The organism is Kitasatospora sp. NPDC087314 (genome assembly GCF_044744365.1).
Taxonomy (GTDB): Bacteria; Actinomycetota; Actinomycetes; order Streptomycetales; family Streptomycetaceae; genus Kitasatospora.
In genome coordinates this window covers 184,842-200,359 of the sequence record NZ_JBIUYE010000002.1, presented here as the reverse complement: position 1 = coordinate 200,359, position 15,518 = coordinate 184,842, and the positions used below count along the sequence as shown (strand labels likewise).

12 protein-coding genes are annotated in these 15,518 nt (G+C 72.2%); 6 read left to right on the top strand and 6 right to left on the bottom strand.

The features are described 5' to 3' along the window. Positions 1-138: 138 nt before the first annotated feature. Complete coding sequence (locus ACIO5E_RS04740) at positions 139-759, top strand: LysE family translocator (protein WP_400663838.1); 621 nt, start codon at positions 139-141, stop codon at positions 757-759. 97 nt (positions 760-856) lie between these two features. On the opposite strand, the gene ACIO5E_RS04735 is transcribed toward ACIO5E_RS04740, so the two are convergent. The 5 genes from ACIO5E_RS04735 to ACIO5E_RS04715 form a co-directional block, all read right to left on the bottom strand. Then, positions 857-2,056 carry an XdhC family protein gene (locus tag ACIO5E_RS04735; RefSeq protein WP_400663836.1) on the bottom strand — a complete coding sequence of 400 codons (1,200 nt, stop codon included), beginning with the start codon at positions 2,054-2,056 and terminating at the stop codon, positions 857-859. 217 nt (positions 2,057-2,273) lie between these two features. Then, positions 2,274-3,773, bottom strand: a complete 1,500-nt coding sequence (locus ACIO5E_RS04730; RefSeq protein WP_400663834.1) for an NCS2 family permease — start codon at positions 3,771-3,773, stop codon at positions 2,274-2,276. A 315-nt stretch (positions 3,774-4,088) separates the two neighbouring features. Further along, the gene (gene pucD / locus ACIO5E_RS04725; protein ID WP_400663832.1) at positions 4,089-6,455 is read right to left on the bottom strand and encodes a xanthine dehydrogenase subunit D; all 2,367 of its coding nucleotides are present in this window, start codon (positions 6,453-6,455) and stop codon (positions 4,089-4,091) included. A 73-nt stretch (positions 6,456-6,528) separates the two neighbouring features. Continuing rightward, positions 6,529-7,017: a (2Fe-2S)-binding protein gene (locus tag ACIO5E_RS04720; RefSeq protein ID WP_400663830.1), complete on the bottom strand. Its 489-nt coding sequence runs from the start codon at positions 7,015-7,017 to the stop codon at positions 6,529-6,531. Further along, positions 7,014-7,901: a xanthine dehydrogenase family protein subunit M gene (locus ACIO5E_RS04715; RefSeq protein ID WP_280679446.1), complete on the bottom strand. Its 888-nt coding sequence runs from the start codon at positions 7,899-7,901 to the stop codon at positions 7,014-7,016. The genes ACIO5E_RS04720 and ACIO5E_RS04715 overlap by 4 nt, the downstream gene beginning before the upstream one ends. Positions 7,902-8,339: 438 nt before the next feature. On the opposite strand from ACIO5E_RS04715, the gene ACIO5E_RS04710 reads away from it, so the two are divergent. Next, a complete protein-coding gene (locus tag ACIO5E_RS04710) occupies positions 8,340-9,932 on the top strand; it encodes a PucR family transcriptional regulator (protein ID WP_400663828.1) in 1,593 nt (530 codons plus the stop codon). Positions 9,933-10,029: 97 nt separating this feature from the next. Here the strand turns inward: ACIO5E_RS04710 and ACIO5E_RS04705 are convergent, their stop codons facing one another. Beyond that, the gene (locus ACIO5E_RS04705) at positions 10,030-11,163 is read right to left on the bottom strand and encodes an alpha/beta hydrolase (RefSeq protein WP_400663826.1); all 1,134 of its coding nucleotides are present in this window, start codon (positions 11,161-11,163) and stop codon (positions 10,030-10,032) included. A 311-nt stretch (positions 11,164-11,474) separates the two neighbouring features. On the opposite strand from ACIO5E_RS04705, the gene ACIO5E_RS04700 reads away from it, so the two are divergent. From ACIO5E_RS04700 to ACIO5E_RS04685, 4 genes are read left to right on the top strand one after another with little or no spacing between them, the layout of a single operon-like run. Next, on the top strand, positions 11,475-12,494 hold the full coding sequence (locus tag ACIO5E_RS04700; protein ID WP_400663824.1) for a sugar ABC transporter substrate-binding protein: 1,020 nt from the start codon (positions 11,475-11,477) through the stop codon (positions 12,492-12,494). After that, positions 12,491-13,522: an ABC transporter permease gene (locus ACIO5E_RS04695; RefSeq protein ID WP_400663822.1), complete on the top strand. Its 1,032-nt coding sequence runs from the start codon at positions 12,491-12,493 to the stop codon at positions 13,520-13,522. The genes ACIO5E_RS04700 and ACIO5E_RS04695 overlap by 4 nt, the downstream gene beginning before the upstream one ends. Further along, complete coding sequence (locus ACIO5E_RS04690; protein ID WP_400663820.1) at positions 13,519-14,331, top strand: ATP-binding cassette domain-containing protein; 813 nt, start codon at positions 13,519-13,521, stop codon at positions 14,329-14,331. Before ACIO5E_RS04695 ends, ACIO5E_RS04690 begins: the two co-directional genes overlap by 4 nt. After that, positions 14,328-15,434, top strand: a complete 1,107-nt coding sequence (locus ACIO5E_RS04685; protein ID WP_400663818.1) for an ROK family glucokinase — start codon at positions 14,328-14,330, stop codon at positions 15,432-15,434. Before ACIO5E_RS04690 ends, ACIO5E_RS04685 begins: the two co-directional genes overlap by 4 nt. Positions 15,435-15,518 lie beyond the last annotated feature (84 nt).

Sequence of the window (15,518 nt, the reverse complement as noted above, 5' to 3'; positions counted from 1 at the left end):
GGACCCGGGTGAGTGAGCGCTTGCCGATCGACGGGTCCGCGTTCGCCCACCACCCGGGCGGGCGGGCCACCGGCCGGCCGACCCGGTGGGTGGTCCCGCCCGGAGCGGCGGATCGAGCCCGACGTAGCATGAAGGCCCATGGAGATGACGACGGCCCTCTGGTCCTTCGCCTTGGTCGTGGGGCTGCTGACGCTCACGCCCGGGCTCGACACGGCGCTGATCCTGCGCACGTCCGCGCTGGGGCACCGGCGGCAGGCGTGGGGGGTGGTGCTCGGCATCCAGACCGGAACGCTGGTCTGGGGGACGCTGAGCTCGGCCGGGGTGACGGCGCTGCTGACCGCCTCGCAGGTGGCGTACGAGGTGCTGCGCTGGGGCGGGGCCGCCTACCTGGTGTGGATGGGCGTCGGCATGCTGCGCAGCCGGGGCACGCAGGCGATGGTCGAGGACGAGCCGACGGACGGCGGGTTCGGCCAGGGCTGGCGGCGCGGCACGCTCACCAATCTGCTGAACCCCAAGGTTGGGGTGTTCTACGTGGCCGTGCTGCCGCAGTTCATCCCCGCCGGGGCCCCGCACTTCGCCGCCGGCGTGGCGCTGACCTGCGTACACGTCGTGGAGGGCGTGCTCTGGTCGACGGTGCTGGTGGGCTTCGCCAAGGCGGTGCGCGGCTGGCTGCGCCGCCCGTCGGCGCGCCGGCTGATGGACCGGGTGACGGGCGCGGTGGTGGTGGGCTTCGGACTCAAGCTGGCACTGACCGACTGACCGACCGACCGGACGACCGACCGAGCCCCGGCCGCCGCACCCGAGCCGTGACGACCCGCGACAGCCCCCGGCCCCGGCCCCCGTCAGGCCGCGTGCGTCAGGCCGCGTGCGTCCGGGGCACCTGGTCCTCGGCACCGGTCTCCGGGGCCTGCTCGGCCCGGGAGACGTCGTGGTGGATCGGCCCGTCCCCGGCGCTCAGCGGCAGGCAGCTGCCGCCGCGCCGGTGGGCGATGATCTCGGCCGCGACGGAGACCGCCGTCTCCTCGGGGGTGCGGGCGCCGAGGTCGAGGCCGATGGGGGAGCACAGCCGGCCGATCTCGGCCTCGGTGAGCCCGACCTCGCGCAGTCGCGCCTCGCGGTCGCGATGGGTGCGGCGCGAGCCCATCGCGCCGACGTAGCCGACCGGCAGCCGCAGCGCGCGTTCCAGCAGCGGGATGTCGAACTTGGCGTCGTGGGTGAGCACGCAGAGCACGGTGCGACCGTCGATCCGGTCGAGCTGGGCGTCGAGGTAGCGGTGCGGCCAGTCGACGACGACCTCGTCGGCCTCGGGGAAGCGCCGCGCGGTGGCGAAGACGGGCCGGGCGTCACAGACGGTGACGCGGTAGCCGAGGAACTTGCCGATCCGCACGACGGCGGCGGCGAAGTCGATGGCGCCGAAGACGAGCATCCGCGGTGCGGGCACGTAGGACTCGACGAAGCAGGTGACGGTGCCCTGGTCGCGCTCGTCGCAGGGGCGCCCGTCGAGGCCGAGCACGATCCGGCCGGTGCGTCCGGCGTCGAGCATGGCCCGGGCCTCGGCGACGATCGCCCGTTCGAGCGCGGCCACGGTCGAGGGGCTGGGGGAGAGGGCGCCGTGGTGGGTGTCGGCGGTGACGGCGACGGTGGCGCCGACGAGTCCGCCGGGCCCGGCGATCACCCGGGCGAGCGCGACCGGCGTGCCGGAGGCGATGTACGCGATGCCGGCGTCCAGTCCGGCGTCGGCGCCGGGGACGATCGGCTGGACGAACACGTCGAGGATGCCGCCGCAGGTCAGTCCGACGGCGAAGGCGTCCTCGTCGCTGTAGCCGAACCGCTCCAGCACCGGCTCGCCGGACTCGATGGCGGCCTGGCACAGCTCGTAGACCGCGCCCTCGACGCAGCCGCCGGAGACGCTGCCGACCGCTTCGCCGGCCGCGTCCACGGCCAGTGCCGCCCCGGGGTCGCGCGGCGCGCTGCCGGAGACGCCGACGACGGTGGCCACGGCGAAGGAGCGCCCGGACGCGTGCCAGGCCTGCAACTGCTCGGCGATGTCCTGCATGTCAGGGGCTCCTTGTCGCTTTCGAGGGTAGTGGGGCACGACACCGGGCGCGCTGCCGTGCGGAAACGCCGTCGTACCGGAAGCGCCGGCGTAGCGGAAACGCGGTCGCACGGGAAGCGCCGCCGTACGGGAGACGCCGCCTGGAACACGCCGCCGTGCGGGAGCTGCCGCCGTACGGGAAACGATCCCGTACGGCGGCGGTACCGCTTGACGCAGGTCAGTGCACGCCGAGCCAGGACTTGACCGGGGAGAGCGCGAAGTACACCACGAAGACCGCGGTGAGGATCCACATCAGCAGGCCGGGCTCGCGCCACTTGCCCTGGCCGGCCTTGATGACGGTGTACGAGATCACGCCGGCGGCGACGCCCGCGGTGATGCTGTAGGTGAACGGCATCAGGACGCAGGTGAGGAAGGCCGGGATGGCGACCTCGCGGTCCGACCAGTCGATGTGCCGGGCCTGGCTCATCATCATCGCGCCGATGACGACGAGGGCGGCGGAGGCGACCTCGACCGGGACGATGCCGGCGAGCGGCGAGAAGAACAGCATCAGGGCGAAAAGACCGCCGGTGACGGTGGAGGCGAGGCCGGTCCGGGCGCCGTCGCCGACGCCGGTCGCGGACTCGACGAAGACCGTCTGGCCGGACGCGCCCGCCAGTCCGCCGACCGCGCCGCCGGCGCCGTCGATGAACAGCGCCTTGGACAGGCCGGGCATCCGGCCCTGCTTGTCGGCCAGCCCGGCCTCGGTGCCGACACCGATGATGGTGGCCATCGCGTCGAAGAAGCCGGCCAGCACGAGGGTGAACACGGCGACCGAGGCGCTGATCGCGCCCATGCCCTTGCCACCGAAGGCGCCGAACAGGTCGACGTGGCCGAAGAGGCTGAAGTCCGGCGCGGAGACCGGGCTGCCGGGCCAGACCGGGACGGAGTTCTTCCACGCCTCGGCCGGTACGTGGGCGGCCTTGTTGACGATCACCGCGAGCACGGTGCCACCGGCGATGCCGATCAGGATCGCGCCGCGGACGTTGCGGGCCATCAGCACGAAGATCGACAGCAGGGTGACGCAGAAGATCAGGACGGGCCAGCCGGACAGCTCGCCGAAGGGGCCGAGGGAGAGCGGGGTGGGGCCGCCGGTGTGCACGAACCCGGCCTTGTAGAGGCCGATGATCGTGACGAACAGGCCGATGCCGATGGTGATCGCGTGCTTGAGCGGCAGCGGGATGCCGTTCATGATCTTCTCGCGCAGGCCGGAGGCGACCAGCAGCACGATCAGCAGGCCGTAGATGACGCACAGGCCCATGGCCTGCGGCCAGGTGGTGTGCGGCACGACGAGGGCGGAGACCGCGCCGGAGACCGAGAGGCCGGCGGCGAGGGCCAGCGGCACGTTGCCGACCACGCCCATCAGGATCGTGGTGACGGCGGCCGCGAGGGCGGTGGCCGTGGTCAGCGCGGCGTGGTCCAGCTTGACGCCGGTGACGTCCGCGCCGCTCAGGATGAGCGGGTTGAGCAGGATGATGTACGCCATCGCCATGAAGGTGGTGAGGCCACCACGTAGTTCGTTGGCGAGTGTCGATCCCCGGGCCGAGATCTTGAAGTACGCGTCGACCGCGTTCCTCGGTCGTGCTGGCGGGGCCGACGTGGGGGTGTCGGCCTCGGCGGGCCCGGCTTCGCTGTGGGGTCTGTCTTCGGTGGGGCCGGGTTCCGTGGGGATCCGGGTCATGTCCACTCCCAAGTGTCAAAGGGGGTTGGGGTGGGCGAGCCGACCTGATCGCCAGTCAACGAGGTTGGCGCAGGGGGACTGTTCGACTCACTGGGAGGCGCGCTCTGTGGCGGTGCCTGCGGTGCGTGGGTGGTGCGCACCGCTGCAGAACCCCGGCGTGGGAGAGGCAGCGGATGGTGCGTGCGTGCGCGGTGCGACAGAAGGCGCAGAGGTGGTGCGACAGAGGGTGGTGCGACAGAAGGTGGTGCACGGGTGGTGCGGCCCCGGGGCGGCGGGGAAGACGGTCGCCGCCCCGGGGAGGTCGAAGTCCCGCTGTCAGCCCGGGAGTTCCGTGGTCAGGTGCTCGGGGCGGACCGGGATCCGGTTGAGCGCCAGCCCGGTGGCGTTGCGGATGGCGGCCACGATCGACGGCGTCGCCGACACGGTCGGGGCCTCGCCGACGCCGCGCAGCCCGTACGGGGCGTGCGGGTCGGGCAGTTCGAGGATCTCCACCGGGATCGGCGGGGTGTCCAGGATGGTGGGGATCAGGTAGTCGGTGAAGGAGGCGTTGCGCACCTTCCCGTCCCGCACGATGATCTCCTCCATCACCGCGAGGCCGAGCGCCTGGGTGCAGCCGCCCTGGATCTGGCCGACGACGGAGAGCGGGTTGAGCGCCTTGCCGACGTCCTGGACGGCGGTGAGCTCGACCACCTTGACCAGGCCCAGTTCGACGTCCACGTCGACGACCGCGCGGTTGGCACAGAAGGTGTACTGGACGTGGCCGAAGCCCTGCCCGGTCTCCTTGTCGAACGGGACGGTCGGGCGGTGGTGGTGTTCGCGGGTGAGGTCGATGGCCTCGTCGCCGAGCAGGTCGACCATGGAGACCAGCGCTCCGGAGCGGGCCGAGACGACCTTCCCGCCGGCCAGCGTGATGTCGTCGTGGGTCCAGCCGTAGCGGCGGCGGCCCTTCTCGATCAGTGCCCGCCTGACCGCCTCGGCGGCCAGCTTCACGGCGCCGCCGGTCATGTACGTCTGGCGCGAGGCGGAGGTCGAACCGGCCGAGCCGACCTCGGTGTTGGCCGGGTGGATGGTGACCTGCTCGACGCCCAGCTCGGTGCGGGCGATCTGGGCGTGCACGGTGACGCCGCCCTGACCGACCTCCGCCATCGCGGTGTGCACCATGGCGACCGGCTCGCCGCCGATCACCTCCAGGCGCACCCGGGCGGTGGAGTAGTCGTCGAAGCCCTCGGAGAAGCCGACGTTCTTGATGCCGACGGAGTAGCCGACGCCGCGTACGATGCCCTCGCCGTGCGAGGTGTTGGACAGCGCGCCGGGGAGCTGGCGCACGTCCAGGTGCGCGGTGTCCAGCGGCGGCGGCAGCGGCATCTCCTTGGCGCGCCGCAGCAGGTCGGCGACCGGGGCGGGGGAGTCGATCTGCTGGCCGGTGGGCATGCAGTCGCCCTCCGACATGGCGTTGAGCTGCCTCAACTCGACCGGGTCCATGCCGAGTTCGGCGGCCAGCTTGTCCATCTGCGACTCGTAGCCGAACGCGGCCTGGACGGCGCCGAAGCCGCGCATCGCGCCACAGGACGGGTTGTTGCTGTAGAGCGCGATGGCGTGCATCTTCACGTTCGGGATCACGTACGGGCCGTGCCCGAGCGAGGCCGCGTTGCCGACCACGGCGGGCGAGGCGGAGGCGTACGCGCCGCCGTCCAGCACGATCCGGCAGTCGGCGAAGACCAGCTTGCCGTCACGGGTGGCGCCGTGCTCGTAGTGCATCCTCGCCGGGTGGCGGTGCACGTGGCCGTAGAAGGACTCGTCGCGGGCGTAGACGATCTTGACCGGCTTGCCGGTGTGCTGGGCCAGCAGGCAGGCGTGGATCTGCATCGAGATGTCCTCGCGACCGCCGAAGGCGCCGCCGACGCCGGCCAGGGTGAGCCGGACCTTCTCCTCGGGCAGGTCGAGCACCGGGGCCATCTGCTCGCGGTCCACGTGCAGCCACTGGGTGGCGACGTAGAGGTCGATGCCGCCGTCCTCGGCGGGCACCGCGAGGCCGGACTCGGGGCCGAGGAAGGCCTGGTCCTGCATGCCGACCTCGTAGTCGCCGCTGACGATGACGTCCGCCAGCGCGCGGACCTCGTCGGTCACGCCGAGGCCGGAGACCAGCCGCTGCTCGTGGCAGATGTTGCCGTACGCGTGCGACTTGTACTCGTGCGGCTCGTGCACGTAGCCGTACGTCTCGGGGTCGAGGCACTGCTCCTCGGTGACGATCGGGGTGAGCACCTCGTACTCGACCTTGATCTTCTTCACCGCGCGGCGGGCCGTCTCCGGGTGGTCGGCCGCGACCAGCGCGATCGCCTCGCCGTGGTAGCGGACCTTGTCGATGGCCAGGGCCGGCTGGTCCTGGATCTCCAGGCCGTAGTACTTCGAGCCGGGGATGTCCTGGTGGGTGAGGACGGCGTAGACGCCGGGCACCTTGAGCGCTTCGGAGATGTCCACCGAGAGGATGGTGGCGCGGGGGTGCGGCGAGCGCAGCGCCATGCCCCAGAGCATGTCCTCGTGCCACATGTCGGAGGAGTAGGCGAACTCGCCCTTGACCTTCAGGTTGCCGTCCGGGCGCAGCGGCGAGCCGCCGATGCCGTCCTTGGACGCCTGGTTGATGTTCTGGAGGTTCTTCTGACCCTGGATGGTGCGAGCGCTCATGCGGCCACCTCGCTGCGCTCGGCGGGCGCTTCGCACAAGGCGCACCCTTCGATGGTTCGTTCGCTTCGCTCGCTCATTCCGAGGCCCCCTTACCGGAGCACTTGCGGGCGGACGCCAGCCGCACCGCGTCCATGATCTTCTCGTAGCCCGTGCAGCGGCAGAGGTTGCCCGACAGCGCCTCGCGGATGTCGTTGTCGCTCGGCTGGGCGTCCTGGTCCAGCAGCGCGTCGGTCTGCACCAGCAGGCCGGGGGTGCAGAAGCCGCACTGGACGGCGCCGGCGTCGATGAACGCCTGCTGGACCAGGCCCAGTTCGCCGTTCTCGTCGGTCAGGCCCTCGACCGTGCGGACCTCGCGGTCCTGCACCTGGCCGGCCGCGACCAGGCAGCTGCAGACCGGCACGCCGTCCAGGTAGACCGTGCAGGAGCCGCACTCGCCCTGCTCGCAGGCGTTCTTGGAGCCCGGCAGGCCGACCCGCTCGCGCAGCACGTACAGGAGGCTCTCGCCCTCCCAGACGTCGTCGGCCTCGACCGGCTTGCCGTTGGCGGTGAACGTCACCCTCATGCCGCGCTCCTGATCTGCTTGCTGTAGTCGTTCCAGGTCCAGGTGAGGGTGCGGCGGGCCATCACGGCCAGCGCGTGCCGGCGGTAGTCGGCGGTGCCCCGGACGTCGTCGATCGGCGAGGCGGCGGCCTTGACCAGCTCGCCGAAGCGCTGGATCACCTCGGTGCCCAGCAGGTCGCCGGACTCCCAGAGCCCACGCTCGGCGAGCACGCCCCGCAGGTACTCCTCGGCCTCGACGGCGCGGCGCGGCGTGGGAGCGGCTGAACCGATGCCGGTGCCGACGGTGCCGTCCTTCGGGTGAAGGGCGAAACCGAAGGCGCAGACCGCGATCACCATGGCGTTGCGGGTGCCGATCTTCGAGAACTGCTGCGGGCCGTCCGCCACCGGGATGTGCACGGCCCGGATCAGCTCGTCGGCGGCCAGGCTGTTGCGCTTCACGCCGACGTAGAAGTCGTCGATCGGGATCAGCCGGGTGCCGCGCACGGAGGCCGCCTCGACGAACACGTCCCGGCCGGCCGCCAGCAGCGCCGGGTGGGAGTCGCCGGCCGGGGAGGCCGCGCCGAGGTTGCCGCCGACGCCGCCGCGGTTGCGGATCTGCGGCGAGCCGACGGTGTGGGCCGCCAGCGCCAGCCCGGGCAGCGGCCCGGACAGCTCGTCGATGATCCGGGCGTACGGGACGGAGGCGCCGAGTCTGACGACGCCGCCGTCGTTCGACCACTGGGTGAGCTCGGTGATGCGGTTCAGATCGAGAATCGCGGATGGCCGGTGCACGTCGAAGTTCATCTCGACCATGACGTCCGTACCGCCCGCGATGGGCAGCGCGGTCGGGTACTCGGCCTTCGCCGCGAGTGCCTCGTCCCAGGTAGCGGGCCGAAGGAACTCCATGCGGGTGTCTCCTCAAGTCGTCGCCTGCCGAACGGGTGGGCACAGTGCCCGGAACTCGGTGTTCGGACCTCTCATACCGCTTCGTCGCCTCCGCGTCGGGCCCCGGTCACCGGGTTGTGTCCGGCGGCGTGTGGCCCAGTGAACCGCCGCGGCGGGGCCCGCTGGCAGTCACCGATGGCATGAAGCCCCGGCTGTGCTCCCGCCCGGCATCCTGTACGTTCCTCTAAGGAGGACAATCGCGCAGCCCAGGTGTTCACCAGGTGCTACCTACGACCGTAATCCGGCCGTGATTCGCAAGCGATGGGCCCGTGATCCGGCCGCCCGCCCGGACGTAACGCCAAGCACGGATGTTCGGGCACACTGTGACCCCCGGACCGAGCGCTCGGGCCTCCCACGTTCAGCCCCACCCCACCCTCAGCCCCCGTAAGGAGTCCGCGGATGCGTGTCCGTGACCTGCTCGCCCCCGGCGCCCCGCGACTGCGCCTGCTCGCGGCCGAGGACGAGCTGGACCGGCAGGTCAGCGGCGTCATGACCACGGACCTGCACGACCCCGGCCGCTACCTGCACGGCGGCGAACTGGTGCTCACCGGCATGCTGTGGCGCACCGGCCCGGCCGACTCCGAGCGGTTCGTGCGGACCCTCGCGGCCGGCGGCGCGGTGGCCCTGGCGGCCGGCGAGGCCGAGGTCGGCCCGGTGCCCGAGGACCTGGTCGAGGCCTGCCGCCGGCACCGGATGCCGCTGCTGGCCGTCCCCGACGACATCGCCTTCGGCACCGTCACCGAGTTCATCGGCCGCCAGGTCTCCGCCGACCGCGCCGCGGACCTCGCCGCCCTCGTCGACCGGCACCGCCTGCTGGTCTCGGCGGCCGGCGGCGGCGGGCTGGACGCCGTGCTGGACCTGCTCGGCGGCGACCTCGACCTCGACTGCTGGGTGCTCACCCCCACCGGCGCGGTGATCGCCGGCCCGGCCGACCGCCTGCCGGCCGAGGACCGCGACCAGCTGGTCCGCGCCCACCTGGGCGCCCAGCGCCAGCGCCGCCGCCCCCCGCACCGGGCCCGCCTGGCCGGCGGCTCCTACTCGCTGCTGCCCGCCCCGGTCTCGGCCGAGCACGAGACGCCGCTCGCCGACTGGGTGCTCGCCGTGGCCGGCGACGTCACCGAGTGGACCACCAAGCGCCAGCAGCTCGCCGAGAACCTGGCCCGCCTGGTCGCCGCCGAGCGCCACCGCCGCGACGAGGGCCGCCGGCTGCGCCGCCGCCTCGCCGACGAGGTGCTGACCCTGCTGCAGCGCGACGCCGACCCGGCCGAGATCAGCCGCACCCTGTACGCCTCCTCGGCGATGGCCGCCCGCTACGAGAGCCCCGAGCCCAAATCCCAAGCCCCGGAAGCCTCCTGGCTGGTGCTCAGCGCCGAGGGGACCGGCCTGCCGGAGGGCGCGGTGCGCGCCGTCCTGGAGGAGGCGCTGGGCGGCACCACCGACCGCGCCCTGGTCGCCGGGGCCGGCTCGGGCGCCGTGGTGGTGCTGCCCGTCCTGGAGGGCTCGGTGCCCGCCGAGGCCCTGCGCGACCTGCTCGCCCCGCTGGAGGCCGGCCTCGGTTCGGAGGGCCGGATCACCCTCGGCGTCTCCGCCCCCGCCTCCGAGGCCGGCGGCCTGCGCGGCGCCCTGGAGGAGGCCCGGCACGCCCGCCGGATCGCCGCCGCCCGGGTCGGCCGGGTCTGCGTGGCCGGCCCCGAGGAGCTGGCCTCGCACGTGCTGCTGCTGGCGGCAGTCCCGGACGAGGTCCGCCGGGCCTTCCGCAGCCGGCTGCTGGACAAGGTGATCGCGTACGACATCGAGCACCAGGCGGACCTGGTCCGCACCCTGGAGGCCTTCCTGCGCTCGGACGGCTCCTGGACGCGCTGCGCCGCGCAGTTGCACGTCCACGTCAACACCCTGCGCTACCGGATCGGCCGGATCGAGGAGCTGACCGGCCGTGACCTCTCCCGGCTGGAGGACCGGGTGGACTTCTACCTGGCGCTCGAACTGGCCTGACGGCCCGAGGCCGGGACGGTCCGCATCCGAGAAGGGCCCGCACGGAGGAGGGCCCGCCGCGACTGCTCGCGGCGGGCCCTCCTCCGTGCGGTCGTGGTCACTGCGCCGGGATGATCCCGGTCAGCCACTCGAAGACGCTCGGCACCATGGTCTTCCACAGGTCCGTGGTGTGCGGGCCGTTGCTCTCCTGGACCTGGACCTTGGTCGGCTCCTTGGCCGCCGCGGCGATCGCCTGGGCGTCCTCCAGGCCGTCGCCCTTCTTGCCGCTGATGAAGAGGTTGACCTTCGGCGGCGTCTGGGCGGTCTTCAGGATGTTGACCGGGTTGTTGGCCTCGCGCAGCTTCGGGTCCTTGCCGACCAGGGAGTCCGACTCGGCCGCCGGGTCGTTGTAGCCGGACATCGAGATGCCGGCCCGGTACCGGTTGGGGTGCGCCAGGGACAGCTTGGCCGCGCAGTGGGCGCCGGCCGAGTAGCCGGCGATCGCCCAGCGGTCCGAGGAGGGGTCGGCGCGGAAGTTGTCCAGGACCATCTGCGGGACGTCCCGGGTGATCCAGGCGTCGGCGTTGATCTTGCCGGGGATGTCGGTGCAGCCGGCGTCCTGGTGGTTGCCGAGCAGCAGGGTGCGCGGCGAGACCAGGATGAAGGGGGCGACCTTGCCCTGCTGCATCAGCGGCTTGAGCTGCTCGGAGACCTTGAGGGTGCCGTACCAGGTGGAGGAGGAGCCCGGGTAGCCGGGGATCAGCTCGACCACCGGGAACTTCTTGTCCTTGAACGCCGGGTCGTTGTACTGCGGCGGCAGCCAGACCAGCACCTCGCCGTCGACCCCGGACACCTGGCCCTTGAGCTCGGTCTTCTGGACGTCGGTGGGAACGGCGGGGTCGTTCACGCCGGCGAACTTCTGGGTGACCTTCGGCGGCTGCTTGGCGGCGTCGCCGCCCTGGTTGCCGGCGGGGGCGCCCGGCTCGGCCGGCGGGAGCGAGGGCACGGCCCGGACGTGGTCACCGGTGCCGAGCAGGTCGTCCCAGTTGCCGTAGATCAGGTTGGCGTTGTTGACCATCACGAAGACCATCAGCACGGCCGTGACCTGGCAGAACATGATCATGACCAGTCGGGACAGGATCCGCACCGGGTTCGGTCCGCGGACCTTCCCCCAGAACAGCAGCGCCACCGTGATGGACACCGGCACCAGGATGACGGTGAGGATGAGGAATGGCGTACCTGTCAGTTGCATCAAGTTCTCGTATCCGGGTTGCTGGCCGCCCGGGCCCCACTCGCCCGAACGCACTCCAATGGCATCAGACGGCGGGGAACCGATGATCGGTTGCCATCCAAATCTGTGCGGAACCTGAGAGGAACATCACGTTTCCGTGATGTTCCGGTTTCGGGTCGGCGCTTAGTCTGCCACCCGGACGGCCGTCGTCCGGACGTGATGTCCAGCGAACTTCCAGGAAAGGTCCCCCGGGGCACCTTACCTCCCGGGCGGCGCACGCCGCCGGGCGAGGCGGTGCGTGAGCGCGCGGCCGGGACAGAGAGACTATGGGGATGAGCACAACCCGCTTTCGCCCGTCCCGCCGCTTCTGGCCCGTTTGCGCCGTCCTGGCTCTCGCGGTCACCGCGGCCGGTTGCAGCAGTACCGGAGGCAGACGCGCCGAGGAGGCCCGCGCCAAGGCCGCGGCCTCCGCCGGCAGCGCCGTCACCACCCCGCGCTGGAAAGTCGCCATGGTGACCCACGCCGGAGCCGGCGACGCCTTCTGGGACAGCGTGCGCAAGGGCGCCGAGCAGGCCGCCGCCAAGGACAACATCACCTTCCTGTACTCCAACGACGCGCAGACCCAGAACCAGGTCCAGCTCGTCCAGGCCGCCATCGACCAGAAGGTCGACGGCCTGCTGGTCACCCTCGCCAAGGGCGACGCGATGGCCGGCGTCCTCGGCAAGGCCAAGGCCGCCGGCATCCCCGTGATCACCGTCAACTCCGGTCAGGAGTACTCCGCGAAGTTCGGCGCCCTGACCCACATCGGCCAGGACGAGTCCACCGCCGGCCAGGCGGCCGGCACCGAGCTGGCCGGCCGCGGCCGCAAGAACGTGCTCTGCGTCATCCACGAGCAGGGCAACGTCGGCCAGGAGCAGCGCTGCTCCGGCGCCCAGTCCAAGGCCGCCGGCGCCTTCCAGGTGATGTACGTGGACGGCGTCAACATGCCCGACGCCCGCGCCGCGATCTCCGCCAAGCTCCAGGCCGACCCGGCCATCGACACCGTGCTCACCCTCTCCGGCCCGATGGCGGCCACCGGCCTGCAGGCCGTCCAGGACGTCCACCGCGCCGTCGAGCTCGACACCTTCGACCTGGGACCGCAGGTGGTGTCCGGCCTCAAGTCCGGCAGCGTCGGCTTCGCCGTCGACCAGCAGCCCTACCTCCAGGGCTACGAGGGCGTCGACCTGCTCTGGCTGTACAAGTCCAACCTGGACATGCTCGGCGGCGGCAAGCCCGTCGCGACCGGCCCGCAGATCCTGACCAAGGACGACGCCGACGCGCTCGCCGAGTACGTCGCGAGGGGGACGAGGTGAGCACCACCGACGTCCTCGCCCAGGACCGCCCGGCCGCACTGCGCCGGCTCCTGGCCCGCCCCGAGCTCGGCTCGCTGATCGCCGCCGTCGCGGTCTTCACGGTGTTCGCCCTGGCCGCCGAACCCTTCCTGCGGGTCTCCTCGCTGGGCACCGTGCTCTACGCGGCGTCCACCATCGGGATCATGGCCGTCCCGGTCTCGCTGCTGATGATCGGCGGCGAGTTCGACCTGTCGGCGGGCGTGCTGGTCACCACCGCCGCGCTGACCTCCTCGATGGTCTCCTACCAGTTCACCGCGGTGACCTGGGTGGGCGTGCTGGTCTCGCTCGCCGTCACCCTCGCCGTCGGGGCCTTCAACGGCTGGATGCTCGGCCGCACCAGGCTGCCCAGCTTCATCGTCACCCTGGGCACCTTCCTGATGCTGACCGGCGCCAACCTCGGCGTCACCAAGCTGGTCTCCGGGACGGTCTCCACCAAGCCGATCTCCGACATGGAGGGCTTCGCCGCCTGCCGCTGGCTGTTCGCCTCCGAGGTCACCGTCGGCGGGCTGACCGTCAAGGCCACCGTCTGGTGGTGGCTCGGCCTGCTCGCGGTCGGCAGCTGGGTGCTGCTGCGCACCCGCTTCGGCAACTGGATCTTCGCCGTCGGCGGCGACGCGGCCGCCGCCCGCGCGGTCGGGGTGCCGGTCGCCCGCACCAAGACGCTGCTCTACCTCGGCGTCGGCTTCGGCGCCTGGGTGCTCGGCCAGCACCTGCTGTTCTCCTTCGACACCGTGCAGTCCGGCGAGGGCGTCGGCAACGAGCTGATCTACATCGTCGCGGCCGTCATCGGCGGCTGCCTGATCACCGGCGGCTACGGCTCGGTGGTCGGCTCCGCGCTCGGCGCGCTGATCTTCGGCATGGCCAGCAAGGGGATCATCTACGCCCAGTGGAACCCGGACTGGTTCAAGTTCTTCCTCGGCGCGATGCTGCTGCTGGCCGCCCTGCTGAACGCCTACGTCAAGCGCCAGGCCGAACGGGGGCCGCGATGAACCGCGAACTGCTCGCGCTGGAGGGCGTCGGCAAGACCTACGGCACCGTCCGCGCCCTGGAGGACGTCTCGCTCACCCTGCACGCCGGCGAGATCAGCTGCGTGCTCGGCGACAACGGGGCCGGCAAGTCCACCCTGATCAAGATCATCGCCGGGCTGCACCAGCACGACGAGGGCCGCTACAGCGTCGGCGGCGAGGAGGTCCGCCTGGCCTCCCCGCGCCAGGCCCTGGACCGCGGCATCGCCACCGTCTACCAGGACCTCGCCGTCGTCCCGCTGATGCCGGTCTGGCGCAACTTCTTCCTCGGCTCCGAGCAGGGCCACCGCCGCTGGGGCGGCCTGCGCCTGGACGCCGACGGGATGCGCGCCACCACCCGCGAGGCGCTCGCCCGGATGGGCGTCGACCTGCACGACGTCGACCGCCCGATCGGCACCCTCTCCGGCGGCCAGCGCCAGTGCGTGGCGATCGCCCGGGCCGTCCACTTCGGCGCCAAGGTGCTGATCCTGGACGAGCCGACCGCGGCGCTCGGCGTCAAGCAGTCCGGGGTGGTGCTCAAGTACGTCACCGCCGCCCGCGACGCCGGGCTCGGGGTCGTCCTGATCACCCACAACCCGCACCACGCGTACCTGGTCGGCGACCACTTCACCCTGCTCAAGCGGGGTCGGATGGCCGGCAGCCACCCGCGTGCCGAGATCGGCCTCGAACAGCTCACCACCGAGATGGCCGGCGGCTCCGACCTCGCCGAGCTCTCGCACGAGCTGGCCCGACCCACTGACCCCGAGCCCCGTGAGGAGCGTCCGAAGCCGTGAACAGCCCCCAAGGCAGCACCCGGCCGGCCGTCCTGCCCAACCTCCTCGGCCTCGGCCCGCGGGCCGAGCGCCGCCGCCGCGCCCTGCCCGCCGGGATACTGCGGCTGCCCACCATCGGCGTCGACATCGGCGGGACCAAGGTGGTCGCCGGGGTGGTGGACGGCGAGGGCAAGGTGCTGGAGAAGCTGCGCACCGACACCCCCCACAAGAGCAACAGCGCCAAGGTCGTCGAGGACGTCATCGTCGAGCTGGTGCTGGAGCTCGCCGACCGGCACGACGTCCACGCGGTCGGCATCGGCGCGGCCGGCTGGGTCGACGCCGACCGCTCCACGGTGCTGTTCGCCCCGCACCTGAACTGGCGGGGCGAGCCGCTCAAGCAGGCGCTCAGCGAACGGCTGCGGTTCCCGGTGATCGTCGAGAACGACGCCAACGCCGCCGCCTGGGCCGAGTGGCGCTTCGGCGCCGGGCGCGGCGAGGACCACATGGTGATGCTCACCCTCGGCACCGGCATCGGCGGCGCCGTCGTCCGCGACGGCTACGTCGACCGCGGCAAGTACGGCCTGGCGGGCGAGTTCGGGCACATGCAGGTGCTGCCCGGCGGCCACCGCTGCCCGTGCGGCAACCGCGGCTGCTGGGAGCAGTACTCCTCCGGCAACGCACTGGTGCGCGACGCCCGCGAACTCGTCGCCGAGGAGTCCCCGGTGGTGCAGCCGCTGCTCGCCCGGGCCGGCGGCACCGTCGAGGGCATCACCGGACCACTGGTCACCGAGGCCGCCCGGGACGGCGACCCGACCGCCACCGAACTCCTCTACGAGGTCGGCACCTGGCTCGGCGTCGGCATCGCCAACCTGGCCGCCGCGCTCGACCCGGGCCGCTTCGTCATCGGCGGCGGCGTCTCCGAGGCCGGGGACCTGCTGCTCGGCCCGGCCCGGGACACCTTCCGCCGCACCCTCACCGGTCGCGGCTTCCGCCCCGAGGCCACCATCGTGCACGCCGCCCTCGGCAACGAGGCCGGCCTGGTCGGCGCCGCCGACCTCGCCCGACAGGTCGCCCGCCGCTTCCGCACCATCAAGCGCCGCCGGGTCGAGCGCAGCGCCTCCTGAGGTCCTCCCGTCGCGTCAACTGCCGGGTGGTAGCGGTGCGGTGTGGTTGTCGGGATCATGCCTCCTGTGAAACAACGGAGTTGA

Excerpts from the sequence above, each read along its gene's own strand:
- ACIO5E_RS04740 (WP_400663838.1), top strand. The coding sequence starts at position 139 with ATGGAGATGACGACGGCCCTCTGGTCCTTCGCCTTGGTCGTGGGGCTG.
- ACIO5E_RS04735 (WP_400663836.1), bottom strand. The coding sequence starts at position 2,056 with ATGCAGGACATCGCCGAGCAGTTGCAGGCCTGGCACGCGTCCGGGCGC.
- ACIO5E_RS04730 (WP_400663834.1), bottom strand. The coding sequence starts at position 3,773 with ATGACCCGGATCCCCACGGAACCCGGCCCCACCGAAGACAGACCCCAC.
- pucD (WP_400663832.1), bottom strand. The coding sequence starts at position 6,455 with ATGAGCGCTCGCACCATCCAGGGTCAGAAGAACCTCCAGAACATCAAC.
- ACIO5E_RS04720 (WP_400663830.1), bottom strand. The coding sequence starts at position 7,017 with ATGAGGGTGACGTTCACCGCCAACGGCAAGCCGGTCGAGGCCGACGAC.
- ACIO5E_RS04715 (WP_280679446.1), bottom strand. The coding sequence starts at position 7,901 with ATGGAGTTCCTTCGGCCCGCTACCTGGGACGAGGCACTCGCGGCGAAG.
- ACIO5E_RS04710 (WP_400663828.1), top strand. The coding sequence starts at position 8,340 with ATGCGTGTCCGTGACCTGCTCGCCCCCGGCGCCCCGCGACTGCGCCTG.
- ACIO5E_RS04705 (WP_400663826.1), bottom strand. The coding sequence starts at position 11,163 with ATGCAACTGACAGGTACGCCATTCCTCATCCTCACCGTCATCCTGGTG.
- ACIO5E_RS04700 (WP_400663824.1), top strand. The coding sequence starts at position 11,475 with ATGAGCACAACCCGCTTTCGCCCGTCCCGCCGCTTCTGGCCCGTTTGC.
- ACIO5E_RS04690 (WP_400663820.1), top strand. The coding sequence starts at position 13,519 with ATGAACCGCGAACTGCTCGCGCTGGAGGGCGTCGGCAAGACCTACGGC.